At 56.7% G+C, this 18,911-nt stretch carries 12 protein-coding genes and 1 tRNA gene; 10 read left to right on the top strand and 3 right to left on the bottom strand.

The window, feature by feature from the left end:
* Positions 1-6: 6 nt before the first annotated feature.
* Genes gltB through pyk form a run of 3 tightly spaced genes read left to right on the top strand, consistent with a single transcriptional unit; the run spans position 7 to position 7,537 of the window.
* Positions 7-4,581 (top strand): glutamate synthase large subunit, encoded by a 4,575-nt coding sequence (gene gltB, locus AC1ENN_RS07315; RefSeq protein WP_480405749.1) that lies wholly within the window; start codon positions 7-9, stop codon positions 4,579-4,581.
* A complete protein-coding gene (locus AC1ENN_RS07310; RefSeq protein ID WP_480405748.1) occupies positions 4,574-6,031 on the top strand; it encodes a glutamate synthase subunit beta in 1,458 nt (485 codons plus the stop codon). Before gltB ends, AC1ENN_RS07310 begins: the two co-directional genes overlap by 8 nt.
* Positions 6,032-6,091: 60 nt before the next feature.
* Entirely contained in the window at positions 6,092-7,537 is a 1,446-nt protein-coding gene (gene pyk, locus AC1ENN_RS07305) for a pyruvate kinase (protein ID WP_449646702.1), read from the top strand.
* Between the two features lie 151 nt (positions 7,538-7,688).
* Here pyk and AC1ENN_RS07300 read toward each other — a convergent pair.
* Positions 7,689-7,771: transfer RNA gene (locus AC1ENN_RS07300), tRNA-Leu, on the bottom strand.
* 39 nt (positions 7,772-7,810) lie between these two features.
* On the opposite strand from AC1ENN_RS07300, the gene AC1ENN_RS07295 reads away from it, so the two are divergent.
* Positions 7,811-8,416: an ANTAR domain-containing response regulator gene (locus AC1ENN_RS07295; protein ID WP_480405747.1), complete on the top strand. Its 606-nt coding sequence runs from the start codon at positions 7,811-7,813 to the stop codon at positions 8,414-8,416.
* Between the two features lie 59 nt (positions 8,417-8,475).
* Here AC1ENN_RS07295 and AC1ENN_RS07290 read toward each other — a convergent pair whose 3' ends face one another.
* A complete protein-coding gene (locus AC1ENN_RS07290) occupies positions 8,476-8,907 on the bottom strand; it encodes a PaaI family thioesterase (protein WP_449646701.1) in 432 nt (143 codons plus the stop codon).
* 59 nt (positions 8,908-8,966) lie between these two features.
* On the opposite strand from AC1ENN_RS07290, the gene polA reads away from it, so the two are divergent.
* The 4 genes from polA (at position 8,967) to rpsA (ending at position 15,389) form a co-directional block, all read left to right on the top strand.
* Positions 8,967-11,633: a DNA polymerase I gene (gene polA, locus AC1ENN_RS07285; RefSeq protein ID WP_480405746.1), complete on the top strand. Its 2,667-nt coding sequence runs from the start codon at positions 8,967-8,969 to the stop codon at positions 11,631-11,633.
* 46 nt (positions 11,634-11,679) lie between these two features.
* Complete coding sequence (locus AC1ENN_RS07280; RefSeq protein WP_449646699.1) at positions 11,680-11,946, top strand: HPr family phosphocarrier protein; 267 nt, start codon at positions 11,680-11,682, stop codon at positions 11,944-11,946.
* A gap of 34 nt (positions 11,947-11,980) precedes the next feature.
* Entirely contained in the window at positions 11,981-13,699 is a 1,719-nt protein-coding gene (locus AC1ENN_RS07275; protein ID WP_480390782.1) for a DUF885 domain-containing protein, read from the top strand.
* A 223-nt stretch (positions 13,700-13,922) separates the two neighbouring features.
* Positions 13,923-15,389, top strand: a complete 1,467-nt coding sequence (gene rpsA, locus AC1ENN_RS07270) for a 30S ribosomal protein S1 (RefSeq protein ID WP_449646697.1) — start codon at positions 13,923-13,925, stop codon at positions 15,387-15,389.
* Between the two features lie 163 nt (positions 15,390-15,552).
* On the opposite strand, the gene AC1ENN_RS07265 is transcribed toward rpsA, so the two are convergent.
* Complete coding sequence (locus AC1ENN_RS07265; protein ID WP_449646696.1) at positions 15,553-16,143, bottom strand: DUF4126 domain-containing protein; 591 nt, start codon at positions 16,141-16,143, stop codon at positions 15,553-15,555.
* Positions 16,144-16,182: 39 nt separating this feature from the next.
* On the opposite strand from AC1ENN_RS07265, the gene coaE reads away from it, so the two are divergent.
* Positions 16,183-16,800 (top strand): dephospho-CoA kinase, encoded by a 618-nt coding sequence (gene coaE, locus AC1ENN_RS07260; protein WP_480405745.1) that lies wholly within the window; start codon positions 16,183-16,185, stop codon positions 16,798-16,800.
* A gap of 34 nt (positions 16,801-16,834) precedes the next feature.
* Positions 16,835-18,907 carry an excinuclease ABC subunit UvrB gene (uvrB, locus tag AC1ENN_RS07255; RefSeq protein ID WP_449646694.1) on the top strand — a complete coding sequence of 691 codons (2,073 nt, stop codon included), beginning with the start codon at positions 16,835-16,837 and terminating at the stop codon, positions 18,905-18,907.
* The last annotated feature ends 4 nt before the right edge of the window (positions 18,908-18,911 follow it).

The raw sequence follows: 18,911 nt of genomic DNA, 5'->3' as shown, positions 1-18,911 counted from the left end.
TACGGCATGGCTGTTACCCCACCCTTTGAACGCTTTGGTTCGATCCCAGCAGCAGCAGGGATGTACGACCCATCCAATGAGAAAGATGCTTGTGGTCTCGCCATGGTGGCGACGCTTCGCGGCACCCCTGGGCACGACATTATTACGACGGCGCTTGAGGCGCTTCGTAACCTAGAACATCGCGGCGCGGTCGGTTCCGACGCCGGAACCGGCGACGGCGCGGGCATCATGACTCAGATTCCCGATGATTTCTTTCGAGAGGTCGTCGATTTTGAGCTGCCGAGCAACGGCCGTTACGCCGTTGGCAATGTTTTCCTTCCGCTCGATAGCGCCGCCCGTCACGATGTTAAAGCTGGCATCGAGAAGCTTGCTGCCGAGGAAGATCTCACGGTATTGGGGTGGCGCGATGTGCCGATCCAGCCCGATGAGCTCGGCAGTCTCGCCCGCGGAGCAATGCCGGCTATTGAGCAGCTCTTTTTGCAGTCCAAACGTGTCGACTTGAAAGGAACGCTGCGCGGCATTCATCTCGACCGCCAGACGTATCGTCTCCGTAAGCGTGCAGAACGTGATCTGCACGCGTACTTCCCCTCACTTTCCTGTCGAACGATCACCTACAAGGGCATGGTGACGACGCTCCAGCTCGAGCCTTTCTATCCTGACCTTTCCGATGTGCGTTTCGCGTCAAAGCTCGCGCTCGTGCACTCGCGCTACTCAACGAACACTTTCCCTTCGTGGCCTTTGGCGCAGCCATTCCGCATGGTCGCTCACAATGGCGAGATCAACACTGTGCAGGGCAACCGTAACTGGATGCGTGCACGGCAATCGCAGCTCGAATCTGCGGTTTTCGGAGATATTAACGACATCCTGCCGGTCAATACTCCCGGTGCAAGCGACTCAGCGTCCTTCGATGAGGTCGTCGAGTTGTTGAACCTTGCGGGTCGCCCACTCCCACACGCAATGATGATGATGGTTCCCGAGGCGTACGAGAACCAGGTTGATGCAGATCCTCGCCGTCGGGCGTTCTACGAATATCACTCGATGTTGATGGAGCCCTGGGACGGCCCAGCAGCACTCGTCTTCACTGACGGTTCGCTGGTAGGCGCAACGCTCGACCGCAACGGACTTCGTCCCGGACGCTACCTTGTGACCGACGATGGACTCGTCGTACTCGCCAGTGAGATCGGCGTATTCGACGTCGATCCCATCAAGGTTGTTCGCAAGGGACGCTTGCGTCCCGGCAAGATGTTCTTGGTCGACACTCAGGCCGGTCGCTTGATCGAGGATGACGAGATCAAGGCAGAGCTTGCGGCATCGCAACCGTGGGCTGAGTGGCTTGAGAGCGGTCGAATTGCCCTCGAAGAGCTGCCGGAGCGCGAGCACATCGTGCATACCCCGGCGTCAGTTACTCGTCGTCAACGCACCTTCGGGTACACCGAAGAAGAAGTACGCATTCTTATCGAACCGATGTCACGGTTGGGCGCAGAGCCGCTCGGTGCTATGGGATCCGATACGCCCATTGCGGTACTTTCGGAGCGCCCACGACTACTTTTCGACTACTTCACTCAGCAGTTTGCGCAGGTGACGAACCCACCACTCGACTCGATTCGTGAGTCGGTTGTTACGTCGATGCGTCTCGGAGTTGGCCCGCAACGTAACTTGCTAGCGGCGACCCCTGAGCATGCCAAACAGGTCGCTCTGCCGTTCCCGGTAATCGACAATGATGAGTTGGCCAAGATTCAGCACATCGAACCGCATCCCGGCTCCCGCCTCGCGACGACCATTAAGGGTCTCTATCGAGTTGATGCTGGACCATCAGCGATGGAAGCGCGGTTGGCGGCGATGTGCGCCGAGGCCGATGCGGCTATTGCCGATGGCGCAGAGTTCATCGTGCTCTCCGACCGAGACTCGAATAAGGACCTCGCACCGATTCCATCGCTGCTCATGGTCGCTACGGTGCACCATCACTTGATTCGCCAGCATGACCGCATGAAGGTTGGGCTGATGGTGGAAGCTGGCGATGTGCGCGAGGTTCATCATGTGGCTCTTCTTGTGGGCTACGGCGCGTCAGCAATTAACCCGTATCTGGCGATGGAAACCGCTGAAGAGCTCGTTCGTAATGACACGATCACTGATGTGAGCGCCGAGAAGGCAGTTCGTAATCTGATCACCGCGCTTGGCAAAGGCGTGTTGAAGATCATGTCCAAGATGGGCATCTCGGTAGTGAGCTCCTATGCGGGAGCTCAGGCCTTCGAAGCTGTCGGTCTTTCTCAGGCGTTCGTCGATCAGTATTTCACTGGCACCAAGAGCATCTTGGGTGGCGTGGGCCTCGATGCCATCGCTCGGGAAAATGCTGCACGTCACACTGCCGCTTATCCCGAGGACCGTGCGCCAACGGTTCACGAACGTCTCAACACCGGTGGAGAATATCAGTGGCGCCGTGAGGGCCCACCGCATCTGTTCAACCCGGAGACTGTTTTCAAGCTTCAGCACTCGACTCGCACGCGTCGCTACGACATCTTCCGTGAGTACACCTCGCAAGTAGATGAGCAAGCGGAAAACTTGATGACCTTGCGTGGACTCTTCGCCTTCAAGACTGAGGGTCGCGAGGCTGTACCGATCGACGAGGTCGAGTCGGTAGCGAGCATTGTCAAGCGGTTCAGTACCGGTGCAATGAGCTACGGCTCGATTAGCAAAGAAGCTCACGAAACACTGGCTATCGCCATGAATCAACTCGGAGCGCGTTCGAACACTGGCGAAGGTGGCGAGGACGTCGAACGACTTCTCGACCCCTCTCGTCGGAGCGCAATCAAGCAGGTTGCTTCTGGCCGTTTTGGCGTGACGAGCATGTACTTGACCCATGCAGACGACATCCAAATCAAGATGGCTCAGGGAGCAAAGCCTGGTGAGGGCGGTCAGCTGCCGGCGAGCAAGGTGTATCCGTGGATCGCACGGACGCGCCACGGCACACCCGGAGTCGGATTGATTTCGCCGCCGCCGCACCACGACATCTACTCGATCGAAGACCTCAAGCAATTGATCTTCGACCTCAAGCGGTCGAACCCGTCGGCTCGAGTCCACGTCAAACTGGTGAGCCAGAAAGGCATCGGAGCAGTTGCGGCCGGCGTCACGAAGGCAAAAGCGGATGTTGTGTTGGTATCTGGCCATGATGGCGGAACGGGCGCTAGCCCCCTGAATTCGCTCAAGCATGCTGGCACGCCGTGGGAAATCGGTTTGGCCGAAACCCAGCAGACGCTCATGCTCAACGGAATGCGTGACCGCGTTACGGTTCAGGTTGATGGTCAGATGAAGACGGGCCGTGACGTGATCATCGGTGCGCTTCTCGGTGCAGAAGAGTACGGGTTCGCGACGGCGCCCCTTGTGGTGTCTGGGTGCATCCTGATGCGGGTTTGTCACCTCGATACGTGTCCTGTCGGTGTCGCGACTCAGAATCCCGAGTTGCGTGAACGCTTTACGGGCAAGCCGGAGTTCATCGTCAACTTCTTTGAGTTCTTGGCTCAAGAGGTCCGTGAATACTTGGCGCAGCTAGGATTCCGCACGCTGGAAGAAGCGATCGGCCACAGCGAACTGCTTGACATGAACCGGGCAATCTCACACTGGAAGACTGACGGCCTAGATCTGACTCCAGTATTTGAGGGACCGGTATTCGCTGACGATGAGCCTCGCACTCAGTCGGTGGCTCAAGATCACGAACTCGATGAGCACTTCGACCAGCAGCTTATTGAACTCAGCCGCGCGGCATTGGAGAACAAGAGCTCTGTTTCGATCGATCTGCCTGTGCGCAATACTGATCGCGCAGTGGGCACGATGCTCGGTCATGAGGTTACGCGTCGTCACGGCGAGCACGGTCTGCCGATTGACACGATCACCATCACGCTGCATGGTTCAGCGGGCCAATCACTTGGTGCCTTCGTTCCGGCAGGTATTTCGTTGAAGCTGTACGGTGACAGCAACGACTATGTCGGCAAGGGACTGTCCGGAGGTTCGGTCGTTGTCCGGCCTGATCTGGCGAGTGTTTTCCCCGCCGAGACAAATGTGATCGCGGGAAACGTTATTGGTTATGGCGCCACGAGCGGCAGCATCTTCATTCGTGGAAAAGTGGGCGAGCGCTTTATGGTTCGCAATTCCGGAGCGACTGCGGTAGCGGAAGGCGTTGGTGACCACGCTCTTGAGTACATGACCGGCGGTCTCGTACTCATCCTTGGCACGACGGGGAGAAACCTCGGTGCGGGGATGTCTGGTGGCACCGCGTACATTCACCAATTGCGTGAAGAACGCGTTAACGCCGAGTCTTTGAGCTCCGGCGAACTGGGCTTGAGCGAACTCGGCAGCGCTGATGTAGAAATTCTGAAAGATCTGCTCGAACTTCATCGTGCCGAAACAGGGTCGGTTGTTGCCGAAAAAATGCTCGCCGATATGGATGCTACGGCTGCCCAGTTTACGAAGGTGACTCCGCGCGATTATGCGGCAGTAATCGAAACTCGAGCAACCGCACTGGCCGAAGGACTCGACCCCGATGGGGACGTTACTTGGGCGCGAATCAAGGAGGTTACCGGTGGCTGATCCCAAGGGATTCCTCAAGGTACAAGAGCGTGAGCTTCCCAAGCGACGCCCCGTCAGTCTTCGACTGATGGATTTCAAAGAAGTGTACGAACAGCAAGAGTCGGGTCAATTGGCTCGTCAAGCTGGCCGTTGTATGGACTGCGGTATTCCGTTCTGTCATCAGGGATGCCCGCTTGGCAATTTAATTCCTGAGTGGAACGACCTGATGCGTCGGGGAGAGAGCGCCGAAGCAATTGAGCGGCTGCACGCGACGAACAACTTCCCCGAGTTCACCGGGCGGCTGTGTCCTGCACCGTGCGAGAGTTCGTGTGTTTTGGGTATCAACCAACCAGCAGTAACGATCAAACAGATTGAAGTTTCGATCATTGATCAGGCATTTGCCGATGGCAATGTCACCCCACACCCTCCTGGTCGGCTGACGGGCAAGACGGTTGCCGTTGTTGGATCAGGTCCCGCTGGTTTGGCTGCCGCTCAGCAACTAACGCGCGCTGGTCATACGGTTGCGGTGTTCGAGCGTGAGGACCGCATCGGTGGATTGCTTCGCTACGGCATCCCCGACTTCAAGATGGAAAAGCGCCACATTGAGTTGCGTCTTGCCCAGATGCAGGCTGAGGGAACTCGTTTTCGCGCTGGAGTAAACATTGGTGTCGACATCTCGTGGAACGATCTGCGGTCGCGTTACGATGCCGTCGTTGTTGCTACCGGCGCTACGGTGCCGCGCAACTTGCCGGTGCCCGGCCGCGACTCTCTCGGTGTGCACTACGCCATGGAATACCTCGTTCAATCGAACAAGGTTGTTGCCGGCGACTCTGTGAGCGAACAAATCACTGCTGAAGGCAAGCACGTCGTGGTTTTGGGCGGTGGAGACACCGGAGCGGACTGCATCGGCACGGCACATCGCCAAGGAGCGCTCTCCGTTACGAACCTTGCCATTGGAGTCCAGCCTCCGGCGGAGCGCCCAGAACACCAGCCGTGGCCCCTGACCCCCACACTCTTCGAGGTGTCCAGTGCCCATGAGGAGGGCGGCGAGCGACTCTACTTGGCATCGACCGTTGAGTTCGTGACTAACTCTGTCGGCGAAGTGCGTGCAATCAAGGTCGCCGAGACCGAATTCGTCGATGGCCGCAGAGTGCCGAAGGCGGGGACCGAACGCGAAATTCCGGCCGATCTCGTGCTGCTCGCGCTCGGATTTACTGGTCCCGAGACAGACTTGCTCAACAAGCAGCTGCCACTCGGATCAGATGATCGTGGCAACCTGACGCGCGACGCTGACTACCAGAGCGACACTCCCGGCGTTTACGTCGTTGGGGATGCTGGCCGTGGTCAGTCATTGATCGTGTGGGCTATTGCCGAGGGGCGGGCTGCGGCATCCGCTGTAGATCGGTACCTTGAAGGGGACACGCAATTGCCGTTCCCTGTTTTGCCCAGCGATCGCGGGATGACCGCGTAGCTGTATCACCACCACTAGTACCACCACCCATTCACCACCACTGAATTGTCAAAGGAAGTTATGAGACGCGCAAAAATCGTCGCGACGCTCGGCCCGGCTACGTCGAGCTACGAGAACATCAGGGCAATCATCGATGCAGGTGTCGATGTTGCTCGCATGAACCTCAGCCATGGAAACTACGCCGTCCACGAAGAGGTGTACGCGAATGTGCGTCGTGCCGCCGAGGACGCTGGCAAGCCGGTTGCAGTGATGGTTGACCTTCAGGGCCCTAAGATTCGTCTTGGCAAGTTCGAAGATGGACCCTACGACCTCGCAGTCGGTGACATTTTCAAGATCACGATCGACGATATCGTCGGTAACCGCGAGATTTGCGGGACTACTTTCAAGGGATTGCCTCAGGATGTGGCCCCTGGCGACTTCCTGCTCATTGATGATGGCAAGGTCAAGGTCAAGGTTGTGAGCGCGACGGATACTGTCGTGACCACCGAAGTCATCGTTGCTGGCGCAGTATCGAACAACAAGGGCATCAATTTGCCTGGTGTTGCAGTCAACGTTCCTGCTCTGTCGGAAAAGGACGAAGATGACCTTCGCTGGGGTCTCAAGCTTGGCGCTGACCTGATCGCGTTGTCGTTCGTTCGCAATGCTGAAGACATCGTTCGGGTTCACGAGATTATGGACGAAGAGGGCCGTCGGGTTCCTGTCATCGCCAAGATTGAGAAGCCACAGGCTGTCGATCACCTTGAGGCAATCATTGACGCCTTCGACGCCATCATGGTTGCGCGTGGCGACCTTGGCGTTGAACTTCCTCTCGAGGCGGTTCCGATTGTTCAGAAGCGTACGGTCGAGTTGGCTCGCCGGATGGCTAAGCCGGTCATTGTTGCGACCCAAATGCTTGAGTCCATGATTTCTAGCCCCGTACCGACGCGCGCGGAAACGTCCGACGTCGCCAATGCGATTTTGGACGGTGCTGACGCCGTCATGCTCAGCGGCGAAACCAGCGTGGGGGAGTACCCCGTGATCACGGTTCAGACCATGGCAAAGATTGTTGCTTCAACAGAAGAACACGGTCTCGACCGTATTGCTGAGCTGGGCACGAAGCCGAAGACACAGGGCGGTGCAATCACACTTGCAGCAGCCGATGTTGCCGCGTTCGTTGAAGCAAAATATGTCTGTGTCTTCACCGAATCTGGTGACTCTGCACGTCGGATGTCACGACTGAGGTTCCGCATTCCCATGAAGGCCTTCACGCCGAACCCTGAGATTCAACGCCGCATGTCGCTGATCTGGGGAATCGAATCATTTATTGTCGACCGTGTTACCCACACGGATGAAATGTACCGCCAAGTTGATCAAGTTCTGCTTGATCAGAAGCTCGCTGAGATTGGGGACAAGGTAGTCGTTATTTCCGGTTCCCCTCCCGGAATCGCGGGATCGACAAATGACCTTCGCGTGCACATCATCGGTGACGCAATTAATGCCAAGGCGCCAGTCTGGGCGAACAACTAGTTCACTCAGATAATTGTCGCCAGCGTGCCGGCGAGGACCCAACGGTTCTCGCCGGCACGCGCCGTTAACGAACAATGCGATAGCGGATGGCGCGTTAACGAATAAGACCGAGATCAGGGGTTCTGATCTCGGTCTCATTCTGTAAATATTGTGCCGAATGTGGGACTCGAACCCACACGTCCTTTCGAACAAAGCATTTTGAGTGCTCCGCGTCTACCATTCCGCCAATTCGGCTGACTACAACGCTGAATAGAATACCGTAGGCTTGCACTTGTGACTGACCAAAACACCAATCCCACTGCTCCTCGCCGCGTCGTCGTTGCCGAAGATGAGTCTCTCATCCGCAGGGACATCGTAGAAATTCTCCGTGACGCCGGCTATGAGGTTGTCGGTGAAGCCGGTGACGGCGAGACCGCCGTGGCCTTGGCCACAGAGTTGCGCCCCGATCTGGTCATCATGGATGTTAAGATGCCTCAGCTCGACGGCATCTCAGCCGCTGAACGCCTGAGCGCCAACCACATCGCCCCGGTCGTGCTGCTTACCGCCTTCAGCCAGAAGGAGCTCGTAGAGCGTGCTTCAGAGGCTGGTGCGCTTGCCTATGTCGTCAAGCCGTTCACTCCGAGCGATCTGCTGCCAGCGATTGAGATTGCGCTTAGTCGCTATGCGCAGATCATTACTCTCGAAGCGGAAGTCAGTGACCTCGTCGAGCGTTTCGAAACTCGCAAACTCGTTGATCGCGCCAAGGGCCTGCTGAATGAAAAAATGGGGCTGAGCGAACCTGATGCATTCCGTTGGATTCAGAAGGCATCTATGGATCGTCGCTTGACGATGCACGATGTGTCGCAGGCCATCATCGACCAGCTCAGCGCCAAGAAGTAGTTTCTGGCGCGTTATGGCGCCGCCATGAGGCCCGCGCTGATCTTGGGGCCTGCACCGCGCTATGGGGTGTGGCGATCCTTCAGGATGTTCGTGATGCGAACCGTCGAGAGTCGACGTTCCTGTTCGTCACGGATCACGATTTCGTGAGTGGCCAGTGTGCGGCTCAGAGCGATCGCGGTACACGTCGCGGTGACTATTCCTTCGCGCACTGCTCGGGTGTGGGTCGCGTTCACTTCGATGCCCATGGCGACTCGACCGGGGCCGGCATGAATCGCAGAAGATATTGAGCCAAGTGACTCACCGAGCACAACGTGAGCGCCGCCGTGCAAAATACCGATCACCTGGGTGTTGCCCTCAACGGGCATAGTTGCAACCGAGCGTTCGGCTCCCAACTCTAGAAACTCGATCCCCATCTTCTGGGTGAGTGCTCCGCCTCCTGATTCAATAAGTCGTGCGACGAGTTCAGGATCGAGGTCATCGGGATACTTCACAGAGGGGCCCTTCAAGCTAAGTCGTTCCGGCTGTCGGCAGGCGCGGCTAGGCTGGCTGCGTGTCGGATAATCAAAAGCCTACCCTCATGATCATTGACGGCCACTCGTTGGCCTTCCGAGCGTTTTATGCGCTCCCTGTCGATAGTTTCCAGAACAGGGAGGGTCAACATACCAATGCCATTCACGGCTTCTTGTCGATGCTGATCTCTCTCTTGCAGAATGAGAAACCCACGCATCTCGCCGTGGCGTTCGATATTTCCCGCTATTCCTTCCGCACGCGGGAGTACCCCGAATACAAAGGGACGCGTGGCGAAACGCCTGTCGAGTTCGTGGGGCAAATTCCGCTGCTGGAGGAGGCTCTCAAGGCCATGGGTGTCCAAACTCTCAGCAAAGAAGATTACGAAGCAGACGACATCCTCGCCACGCTCGCCCATGAGGGTTCCGACAATGGCTACCGGGTACTTGTTGTTTCTGGCGACCGTGATGCAATTCAAATGGTCAACGATGACGTCACTTTGCTGTATCCAAATGCTCGTGGCGTTTCCGAGTTGAAGCGGTACGACCGCGATGCTGTTTTCGAACGCTACGGCGTGGAACCCCACCAATATCCGGATGTCGCAGCTTTGGTTGGCGAGACTAGTGACAACCTCATCGGCGTTGACAAAGTGGGGGAGAAGACCGCGGTCAAGTGGATCAATCTCTACGGATCGCTTGACGAAGTGCTAGCTCATGCCGAAGAAATTAAGGGCGTGGTTGGGCAAAATTTGCGGGATCAGATGGATCGCGCGGTTCGCAACCGCAAGCTCAACCACCTTCTTACTGATGTCGAATTGCCGGTTACCGTCGGCGATCTCGACCGACGCCCCATCGACGAAGCAGCAGTTCAGGAAGTTTTTGATCGACTCCAGTTCAAAACTCTGCTTCAACGCGTGCTCAAGATTGCGGCAGCCGAACGCGGCGATGAACCCTCCTCGTCGACAGCCCTCGAAACAGCAACCACTGTTCCCGTTGTGCGCACGATGGTTGATGAAGAACTTGCTAAGTGGATTGCTACGAACAGCGCTCAAGGCACAAAGCCTCTCGGCCTCACACTGACAACCGTTGACGGCAAGGTGACCGGCCTCGGGCTAGCAACCGCAACCGAAACTGCGTTTGTGCCCTGGGCAGCAGACCGACTCGACTACGCAGCGCTCACCGAGTGGTTAGCCAGCGACGCTCCGAAGTTCATGCATTCCGCCAAAGCGCAGCTCAAGGTCGCCTTGGCTAACGGTCTCGAGATCGCCGGGATTGCCTTCGATACGATGCTTGCTGCATGGGTGCTCAAGCCAAGCGGAAAACCTGAAGAGCTCGAGGCCCAGGTGTACAACTACCTAGGCGAAACGATCGAACAAAGCGACCCCAATCAGCTTGTACCCGAAACAGAGGCGCTGAGCGCCGCGACCCTGTCTTGGTACGTTATTCGCGTCGCGGACTATCTTGCCGGTCGACTAGACGAAGGTTCGCTCGGTGTTCTGACCGAGATCGAGATGCCGCTTGTTCCTGTATTTGCTCGAATGGAGCGTTCGGGCATTGCCGTGAATCGGCAATTGCTCAACGATCTCAGTACTTCACTGTCTGAAACAGCAGCAGAAGTCGCTCGCAATGCCTTCGAGGTAATTGGGCGCGAGATTAATTTAGGTAGTCCGAAGCAGCTTCAAGAGGTGCTGTTCACTCAGCTGGAGATGCCAAAGACGCGCGCAAACAAGACCGGCTATTCCACGGATGCTGCTAGCCTTGCTGACCTGCAAGAGCAAGCTCCGCATCCGTTCCTCGATCTATTGCTCAAGCACAGGGATGCCACAAAGCTGGCTCAAATCATCACCGGCATTGAGAAAGCGATTGATGAGTCGGGTCGCGTACACACGACGTACGAGCAAGCAGGGTCAAGCACCGGTCGCATTGCGTCTAATGAACCCAATCTGCAGAACGTTCCCATCAAAACAGCGACAGGGCGGCAGATTCGGTCAGCTTTCGAAGCTGGCGCTGGATTCGACACTCTATTGACCGCCGATTATTCGCAAATTGAAATGCGCATCATGGCCCATCTTTCTGGAGATGAAGGGCTCATTCAGGCTTTCAACGATGGCGAAGATTTGCATCGTTTTGTCGGATCCAGAATCTTTGGAGTCGAGCCGGCCGATGTCACGTCGGAAATGCGAACCAAGGTGAAAGCGATGTCCTACGGCTTAGCTTACGGACTCAGTGCTTTCGGCCTCAGTAAGCAATTACGTATTGAGACGAGCGAAGCCAAGGCACTAATGACGGACTACTTTGCGCGGTTCGGTGCTGTGCGGGACTACTTGCGCAATGTTGTCGAGCAGGCGCGAGTCGACGGCTACACCACAACGATATTCGGTCGCCGGCGACCCTTTGGCGACCTGAATTCGAAGAATCGTGTTTTGCGTGACAACGCGGAGCGCCAAGCATTGAACTCACCCATTCAGGGATCGGCCGCCGATATCCTCAAAATTGCGATGTTGCAGATCGATGCCGATATTCGTGAGGGCGAACTTAAATCGCGGATGCTTCTCCAAGTTCACGATGAATTGGTCTTTGAAATCGCTGGGGGAGAGCTTGAGCAAATGACTACTATCGTTCATGAGCGGATGTCGGGTGCTGCGAACCTCTCTGTCCCGCTAGACGTTCAAATTGGTACGGGACACAACTGGGATTCGGCAGCTCATTAGGGTTTTCAAGAATTACGGCGAACACTAGCCGCAGCGAGGAGCAGAGATGACAAGCAGAACCGCAACCATCGGATCAAAGGTGGGGCTTCACGCTCGCCCAGCATCTCTATTTGCTCAAGCGGTAAGTACCTGTGGAGTGACAGTGATGCTCACCGACTCGACAGGCAAGACTGTCAACGCGGCGAGCATTCTCAGCGTGCTATCGCTGGGGATCGAGTTCGGTCATTCTGTGACGTTGACATCCGATGATGACGGCGCAGAAGCCGCGCTTGAGTCGTTAGCTCGGCTGCTTGCTAGCGAACTAGACGACTAGCAACAAGATCCGCTAAAAAAGGAGCCAGACAAAGATGTCAGAATCGAAGCTTCAGCCAAGCAACGAGGATTCCGGTGCATCGCGTGAGTCCACGCCGATCGACGCGATCGCCGAAGAGTGGGTTGAGACTTTGACAAGACTCAACCCAGCAATCGGTACCTGGATCGGATCGCCGGGTGCGCATTCTGGGTATGCCGACTATTCACCAGAAGGGCACTCTGAGATTGTTGAAGCTACTCGCGATGTCCTAGAGCGTCTCAAGAATGAGGCTGTTGTTGACCACGTGGATCTCGTTACCAAGTCCGATATGGTGTCGACGCTGCAGCTTGAACTCGACTCTGATGCTGCGAGCTTGTGGATGCGCGATCTCAATAATCTGGCAAGCCCAGCTCAAGACATCCGTGGCGTACTCGATCTCATGCCCACTGCGTCCGGAGACGATTGGTCGGTTATTGCAGACCGACTTCACAACATTCCCGCCGCGATCGATGGCTACATTGCCACCCTCCGCCACGGCATTGATCAGGCGGTCGTTCCGGCCCAGCGTCAAGTTGCTGAAGTTATCGCTCAGGCGAAACAAATCTCAGCACCGGGTGGATTCTTCGATAGCTTTATCGCGGCGGCTCAGCCAGTTGCAGCAGGCGATGCAGCGCTAGAAAGTGCTCTAAACGACGGTGCGTCGGAAGCGGCCAAAAGTTACCTCAAACTCGAAGAGTTTCTCCGCACTGAACTAGCTCCACGAGCTTCGATGCAAGACGCCTTCGGCCGGGAGCTTTATACCCTCCAGTCCCAGAGCTTCCTTGGTTCCAAGATCGATCTCGACGAAACCTATGAGTGGGGAATTGAAGAACTCGCTCGCATGACTCGTGAGCAAGAAGAAATCGCCCGTGAAATCAAGCCAGGGGCTACAGTCGCGGAAGCGATTGCTCATCTCGATTCAGATCCTGCGCGGACTCTCCATGGCACCGAGGCGCTCCGCGAGTGGATGCAGAACCTGAGCGATGAGGCCGTGAATGCCTTGGCCGGCACACATTTCGATATTGCAGAGCCCATGCGAGCGCTTGAGTGCATGATCGCTCCAACACACGACGGAATCATCTACTACACCGGGCCAAGCGACGACTTCTCGCGCCCCGGCCGCATGTGGTGGTCAGTGCCAGAGTCGGTGACCGAATTCACTACGTGGCGAGAAGCGACAACCGTTTACCACGAGGGCGTGCCCGGCCATCATCTTCAGATCGCTCAGGCCGTATACAACCGCAATCAGTTGAATACCTACCGTCGACAGCTGTCTGGCACTTCGGGTCACGCCGAGGGGTGGGCTCTCTACGCTGAACGGTTTATGAGCGAGCTTGGTTTTCTTGATGATCCAGCGAATCGCTTCGGCATGCTCGACGGCCAGCGGATGCGTGCAGCGCGGGTTGTTCTCGACATCGGTGTACATCTGGGCAAGCCCAAACTCGACGGGACCGGAGTCTGGGACTGGGACTACGCTCTTGACTTCATGACGAAGAATGTCACGCTCGATCCCGCTAATGTTCGGTTTGAAGTGAACCGTTACTTTGGCTGGCCGGGCCAAGCCCCGTCCTACAAAGTAGGACAGCGAATCTGGGAAGAGCTGCGAGACGAGTGCAAAGCGCGCGAAGGCGAATCCTTCGATTTGCGCGCCTTCCACCGCCGAGCACTCAACGTCGGGGGAGTAGGGCTTGACACTCTGCGAACCGCAGTACTCGCCCACTATGAAAAGCCCTAGCGAGGATGCTGATTTCATATCCGTGCCGTGAAGGCGCAGTTTTCCCCAACTAAAGAGAAACACTGGGGTCGGCTGGTTGGTTTTCCCTCACCTGAGGCGCTAGGCTGGAGTGTCGCAATTGCGACTTCTTATTCGCCTGCCTGCGGCGATCACAAAATTACTTATTGCCGTTGGCCCAATTGTGCGCTTTTCGAAGCGCAACCCATACCGGAGCTACTACTACATGACAATCGCAACGACCGACAAGGCACCCAAGCAGGTCGCCATCAATGACATTGGATCTGCTGAAGATTTTCTCGCCGCGGTCGAAAAGACTCTGAAGTTCTTCAACGATGGTGACCTTATCGAAGGTACCGTCGTCAAAATCGATCGTGACGAGGTTCTCCTCGACGTCGGTTACAAGACCGAGGGTGTAATCCCCTCCCGTGAACTTTCCATCAAGCACGACGTTGACCCCACCGAGGTTGTCAACGTTGGCGACACCGTTGAGGCTCTTGTTCTTCAGAAAGAAGACAAAGAAGGCCGTCTCATCCTGTCGAAGAAGCGCGCACAGTACGAGCGTGCATGGGGCGACGTCGAACTCATCAAGGAATCGGATGGCGTTGTCACCGGTTCTGTCATTGAGGTCGTCAAGGGTGGACTCATCGTCGACATCGGTCTTCGTGGATTCCTCCCCGCATCGCTCATCGAGCTTCGCCGCGTTCGCGACCTCACGCCGTACCTCGGCCAGGAGATCGAAGCGAAGATCCTCGAACTCGACAAGAACCGCAACAACGTTGTTCTGTCGCGTCGTGCCCTTCTCGAAGAGACTCAGTCGGCTAGCCGCACTTCGTTCCTCAACAACTTGGCCAAGGGCCAGGTTCGCAAGGGTGTCGTTTCCTCGATCGTCAACTTCGGTGCGTTCGTTGATCTCGGCGGCGTAGACGGACTCGTCCACGTTTCTGAGCTCTCCTGGAAGCACATTGAGCACGCTTCAGAAGTTGTTGAAGTTGGCCAGGAAGTTACCGTCGAAATTCTTGAGGTTGACCTCGAGCGCGAGCGCGTTTCGCTGTCGCTCAAGGCAACGCAGGAAGACCCGTGGCAGGTATTCGCCCGCACCCACGCAATCGGACAGGTTGCACCGGGTAAGGTCACCAAGCTCGTTCCGTTCGGTGCGTTCGTTCGCGTCGCAGACGGCATCGAGGGTCTCGTTCACATCTCCGAGCTCTCCGGCAAGCACGTTGAGCTCGCCGAGCAGGTTGTTTCGGTTGGCGACGAAGTATTCGTCAAGGTCATCGACATCGACCTCGAGCGCCGTCGCATCTCGCTTAGTCTCAAGCAGGCTAACGAGGGCGTTGACCCAGAAGGTACCGAGTTCGACCCGGCACTCTACGGAATGCTCACGGAGTACGACGACCAGGGCAACTACAAGTACCCCGATGGTTTCGACCCCGAGACCAACGAGTGGAAAGACGGCTTCGAGTCACAGCGCGAGAAGTGGGAGCAGGACTATGCTGCCGCTCAGGAGCGTTGGGAACAGCACAAGAAGCAGGTTGCTGCAGCCGCCATTCAGGAAGAGTCGATCAGCAGTGCACCTGCTGGATCGTCCTCGTTCTCGAACGACGAGGCAGCATCCGCTGCTGGTTCAGGAACCCTTGCAGACGACGAGACTCTCGCCGCTCTGCGCGAAAAGCTTTCGAGCAACAACTAGTCTCTAGTTGAATTTCTGTGGCCAGTCTCCTTCGGGAGGCTGGCCACAGTCCGTTAACGGGAGAAGCATCCAGCGGACGAGAGCTCGCTTGCCAACGCCGGCAGCGAGGGTGCGAGGCCCTCGATCACAAGCTGGTGCGAGGCGAGCAACTGGCTGAGGTCCGCTACTGGCGGGTTAGCCGTCCGCGTCGTGATCGACGAATCCGCACAATGACGAGAGCAACCAGGGCGATTAGGGCAACAAGGCCGATCACCGGCACGAGTAGTGCCATGAAGCTCAGCAGCACGCTGCTGAGATCTTCGGCAGCGCTCACTACGGGCGCAGCAGTGCCCGCGCTAGCAGCGTTGAGGGCGGGGCGCGCTAGCATCTTCGTGGCGTGCGTTCCGAACGCGAGGAGGACACCAACCGCAACGGGAACCCAAGCATGGGAACTGAAGAACGCGGCGGGATCGGTGACAACGGCGGTTTCGGATGCAGCTCCAGTGCCGAAGGCGATCCCTCCCGCGGCGGGGCGTATGACACTTTGGATCCAGTCATTGACGGAATCCACGACGGGGATTTTGTCCGCCACGATTTCGACGACAAGAAGCACACCGAGAATCACCAAGACCCAAGGATTTTCGAGCCAAGTCCACGCGCCCGGCAACTCAACGAAATCAAAGACTCGCCCTGCGAGCCCCAAAATTAGCAGCGGGATGTAGGCATTGAGTCCGGCCGCTACAGCCAGACCGCTACCGGTAAGCACCTCAAGCATCCGGAGTTCCTTTCAACACGCTGAGGCTAGCATTAGAGAATGCACTTATTAGCGCTCACCGGTGGCATTGCGTCAGGTAAGTCCACAGTTGCACAGCGCTGGAAACAGCACGGTGCGGTCGTAGTGGATGCGGATGCTCTGGCTCGCGAAGTGGTCGAGCCCGGCTCGCGAGTTCTTGACGTGATTGCTCATCGATTCGGCCCCGGCGTGCTTTCGGAGGACGGGTCGCTGAACCGTGCAGCGCTGGGCGACATAATCTTTCGAGACAGTCAGGCTCGGGAGGACCTCAACGCCATCACTCATCCCGCGATCGGGCGACTTGCGCAACGTCATTTTGACGATGCTGCTCGGCTGAATCCCGATGCGATGATCGTCTACGACATCCCATTGCTAGTGGAGTCTGCACAGTCTCTCGACCGCTTTGAGCTTGTTGTCACGGTTGAAGCTGAACCTGAAGTGCGGATTCAACGACTAATCGAGCATCGGGGGATGTCTCAGAGCGAGGCTCGGGGTCGTGTGCAATCCCAGGCCACATCCCAAGATCGTCGCGCCGTTGCCGACTTCGTTATTGAGACAAATGGTTCGCTTGACGATACCGAGCATCAAGCCGACCAAGTGTGGTCCCGCATCGTCGCGCAGCTGCAGGCATCTCTCTAATCAAGTTGTCAGTGCGCATGCTTAGACTTGAGTAATGCAACCTACCCGCTCAGTGCGTCCATTTGAGGTGATCAGCGAGTACTCACCGTCTGGCGATCAGCCAGAGGCCATTCGGCAACTCGCGCAGCGGATCAACGCCGGAGAGACTGACGTGGTGTTGCTTGGCGCGACGGGTACCGGAAAGTCGGCAACGACAGCGTGGCTTATCGAGCAGGTTCAGCGTCCGACTCTCATCATGTCGCACAACAAAACACTGGCAGCCCAGCTCGCTAATGAGTTCCGTGACCTGATGCCCAACAATGCTGTCGAGTACTTCGTGTCGTACTACGACTACTACCAGCCTGAGGCCTATATCCCGCAAACGGATACGTTCATCGAGAAAGATTCGTCGATCAATGCCGAGGTCGAACGGCTACGACACTCCACGACAAACTCCTTACTCAGTCGCCGCGACACCGTCGTGGTTTCCACTGTGTCAAGCATCTACGGCTTGGGGGCGGCAGAGTCCTACCTCGAGGCAATGATTGCTCTTCAGGTGGGAATGCGTATTGATCGTGAGACGCTCATTCGCAAGTTTGTGAGCATGCAATACCAGCGCAACGACTATGACTTCTCGCGGGGCAACTTTCGCGTTCGTGGCGACACCATCGAGATCATTCCGGTGTATGAAGAGCTGGCGATTCGCGTGGAGATGTTTGGCGACGAGATTGAAGCTCTTTACTCTCTGCACCCGCTGACCGGCGAAATTGTCAAAAAGATGGATGCCGTTTCTGTTTTCCCCGGAACGCACTACGCGGCGAGCCCAGAAACGATTAAGACAGCGATCGTGTCGATTCAAGCGGAGCTCGCCGATCGACTGGCAGTCCTCGAACGCCAAGGCAAGTTGCTCGAGGCACAACGGTTGCGGATGCGCACAACGTATGACATCGAGATGATGGAGCAAATCGGTTTCTGCAACGGCATCGAGAATTACTCCCTGCACATGGATGGACGCCAGCCTGGCGAGCCACCGAGCTGTCTCCTTGACTATTTTCCCGAAGACTTCTTGGTCGTAATTGATGAGTCTCATGTAACGGTGCCCCAAATTGGCGCGATGTACGAGGGCGACGCTTCCCGAAAGCGCACCCTCGTTGAGCACGGATTTCGGTTACCGAGTGCGCTCGACAACCGTCCACTTCGCTGGGAAGAGTTCCTAGAACGCGTTGGTCAAAAGATTTACCTCTCGGCCACCCCCGGAAAATACGAGCTAGGAATTACCGACTCAATCGTTGAGCAGGTCATCCGACCGACCGGACTGGTTGATCCCCAAATTGTGGTTAAACCATCGAAGGGCCAGATAGACGATCTCCTCGAACAGATCACCACGAGGGTCGAGAAGAACGAGCGGATCTTGGTCACCACGCTGACCAAGAAAATGGCGGAAGAGCTCACAGAGTTCCTGTCAGAGCACGGCGTTCGGGTGCGATACCTGCACGCCGACGTTGACACCCTTCGTCGCGTCGAGTTGCTCACTGAACTGCGGCAGGGGGTCTACGACGTGCTCGTCGGTATCAATCTGCTCAGGGAGGGGCTCGATCTTCCCGAAGTCTCTCTCGTCGCGATTCTCGACGCCGATAAAGAAGGATTCCTTCGTTCATCGACGTCTCTCATCCAGACCATCGGACGAGCAGCACGAAACGTCTCCGGTGAGGTCCACATGTACGCGGATGTCATCACCCGGTCCATGCAGTTCGCCATCGAAGAAACTGATCGTCGTCGCGAAAAGCAAGTCGCATACAACACCGAACACGGCATCGACCCGCAACCGCTTCGCAAGAAGATCGCCGATATCACTGATGCTCTCCTCCGCGAGGGCGCCGACACCGCCGAGCTTCTTTCCACCCGCAATCGTGATGGTAAAAAGAGGGCACCTACACCCAATCTTTCACGTGAGGGAATCGCAGCGAGCGGTGGAAACGACCTTGAGCAGATCATTTCCGAGCTCAATGAACAGATGTTGCAAGCGGCATCCGAATTGAAATTCGAACTTGCTGCGCGATTGCGTGACGAAGTTCAGGATCTCAAGAAAGAACTACGCCAGATGGAACAGGCTGGTCACTTGCGTTAACTTT

Source organism: Rhodoglobus sp. G.S.23, assembly GCF_056675935.1.
This window is presented reverse-complemented; position numbering and strand designations above follow the sequence as displayed.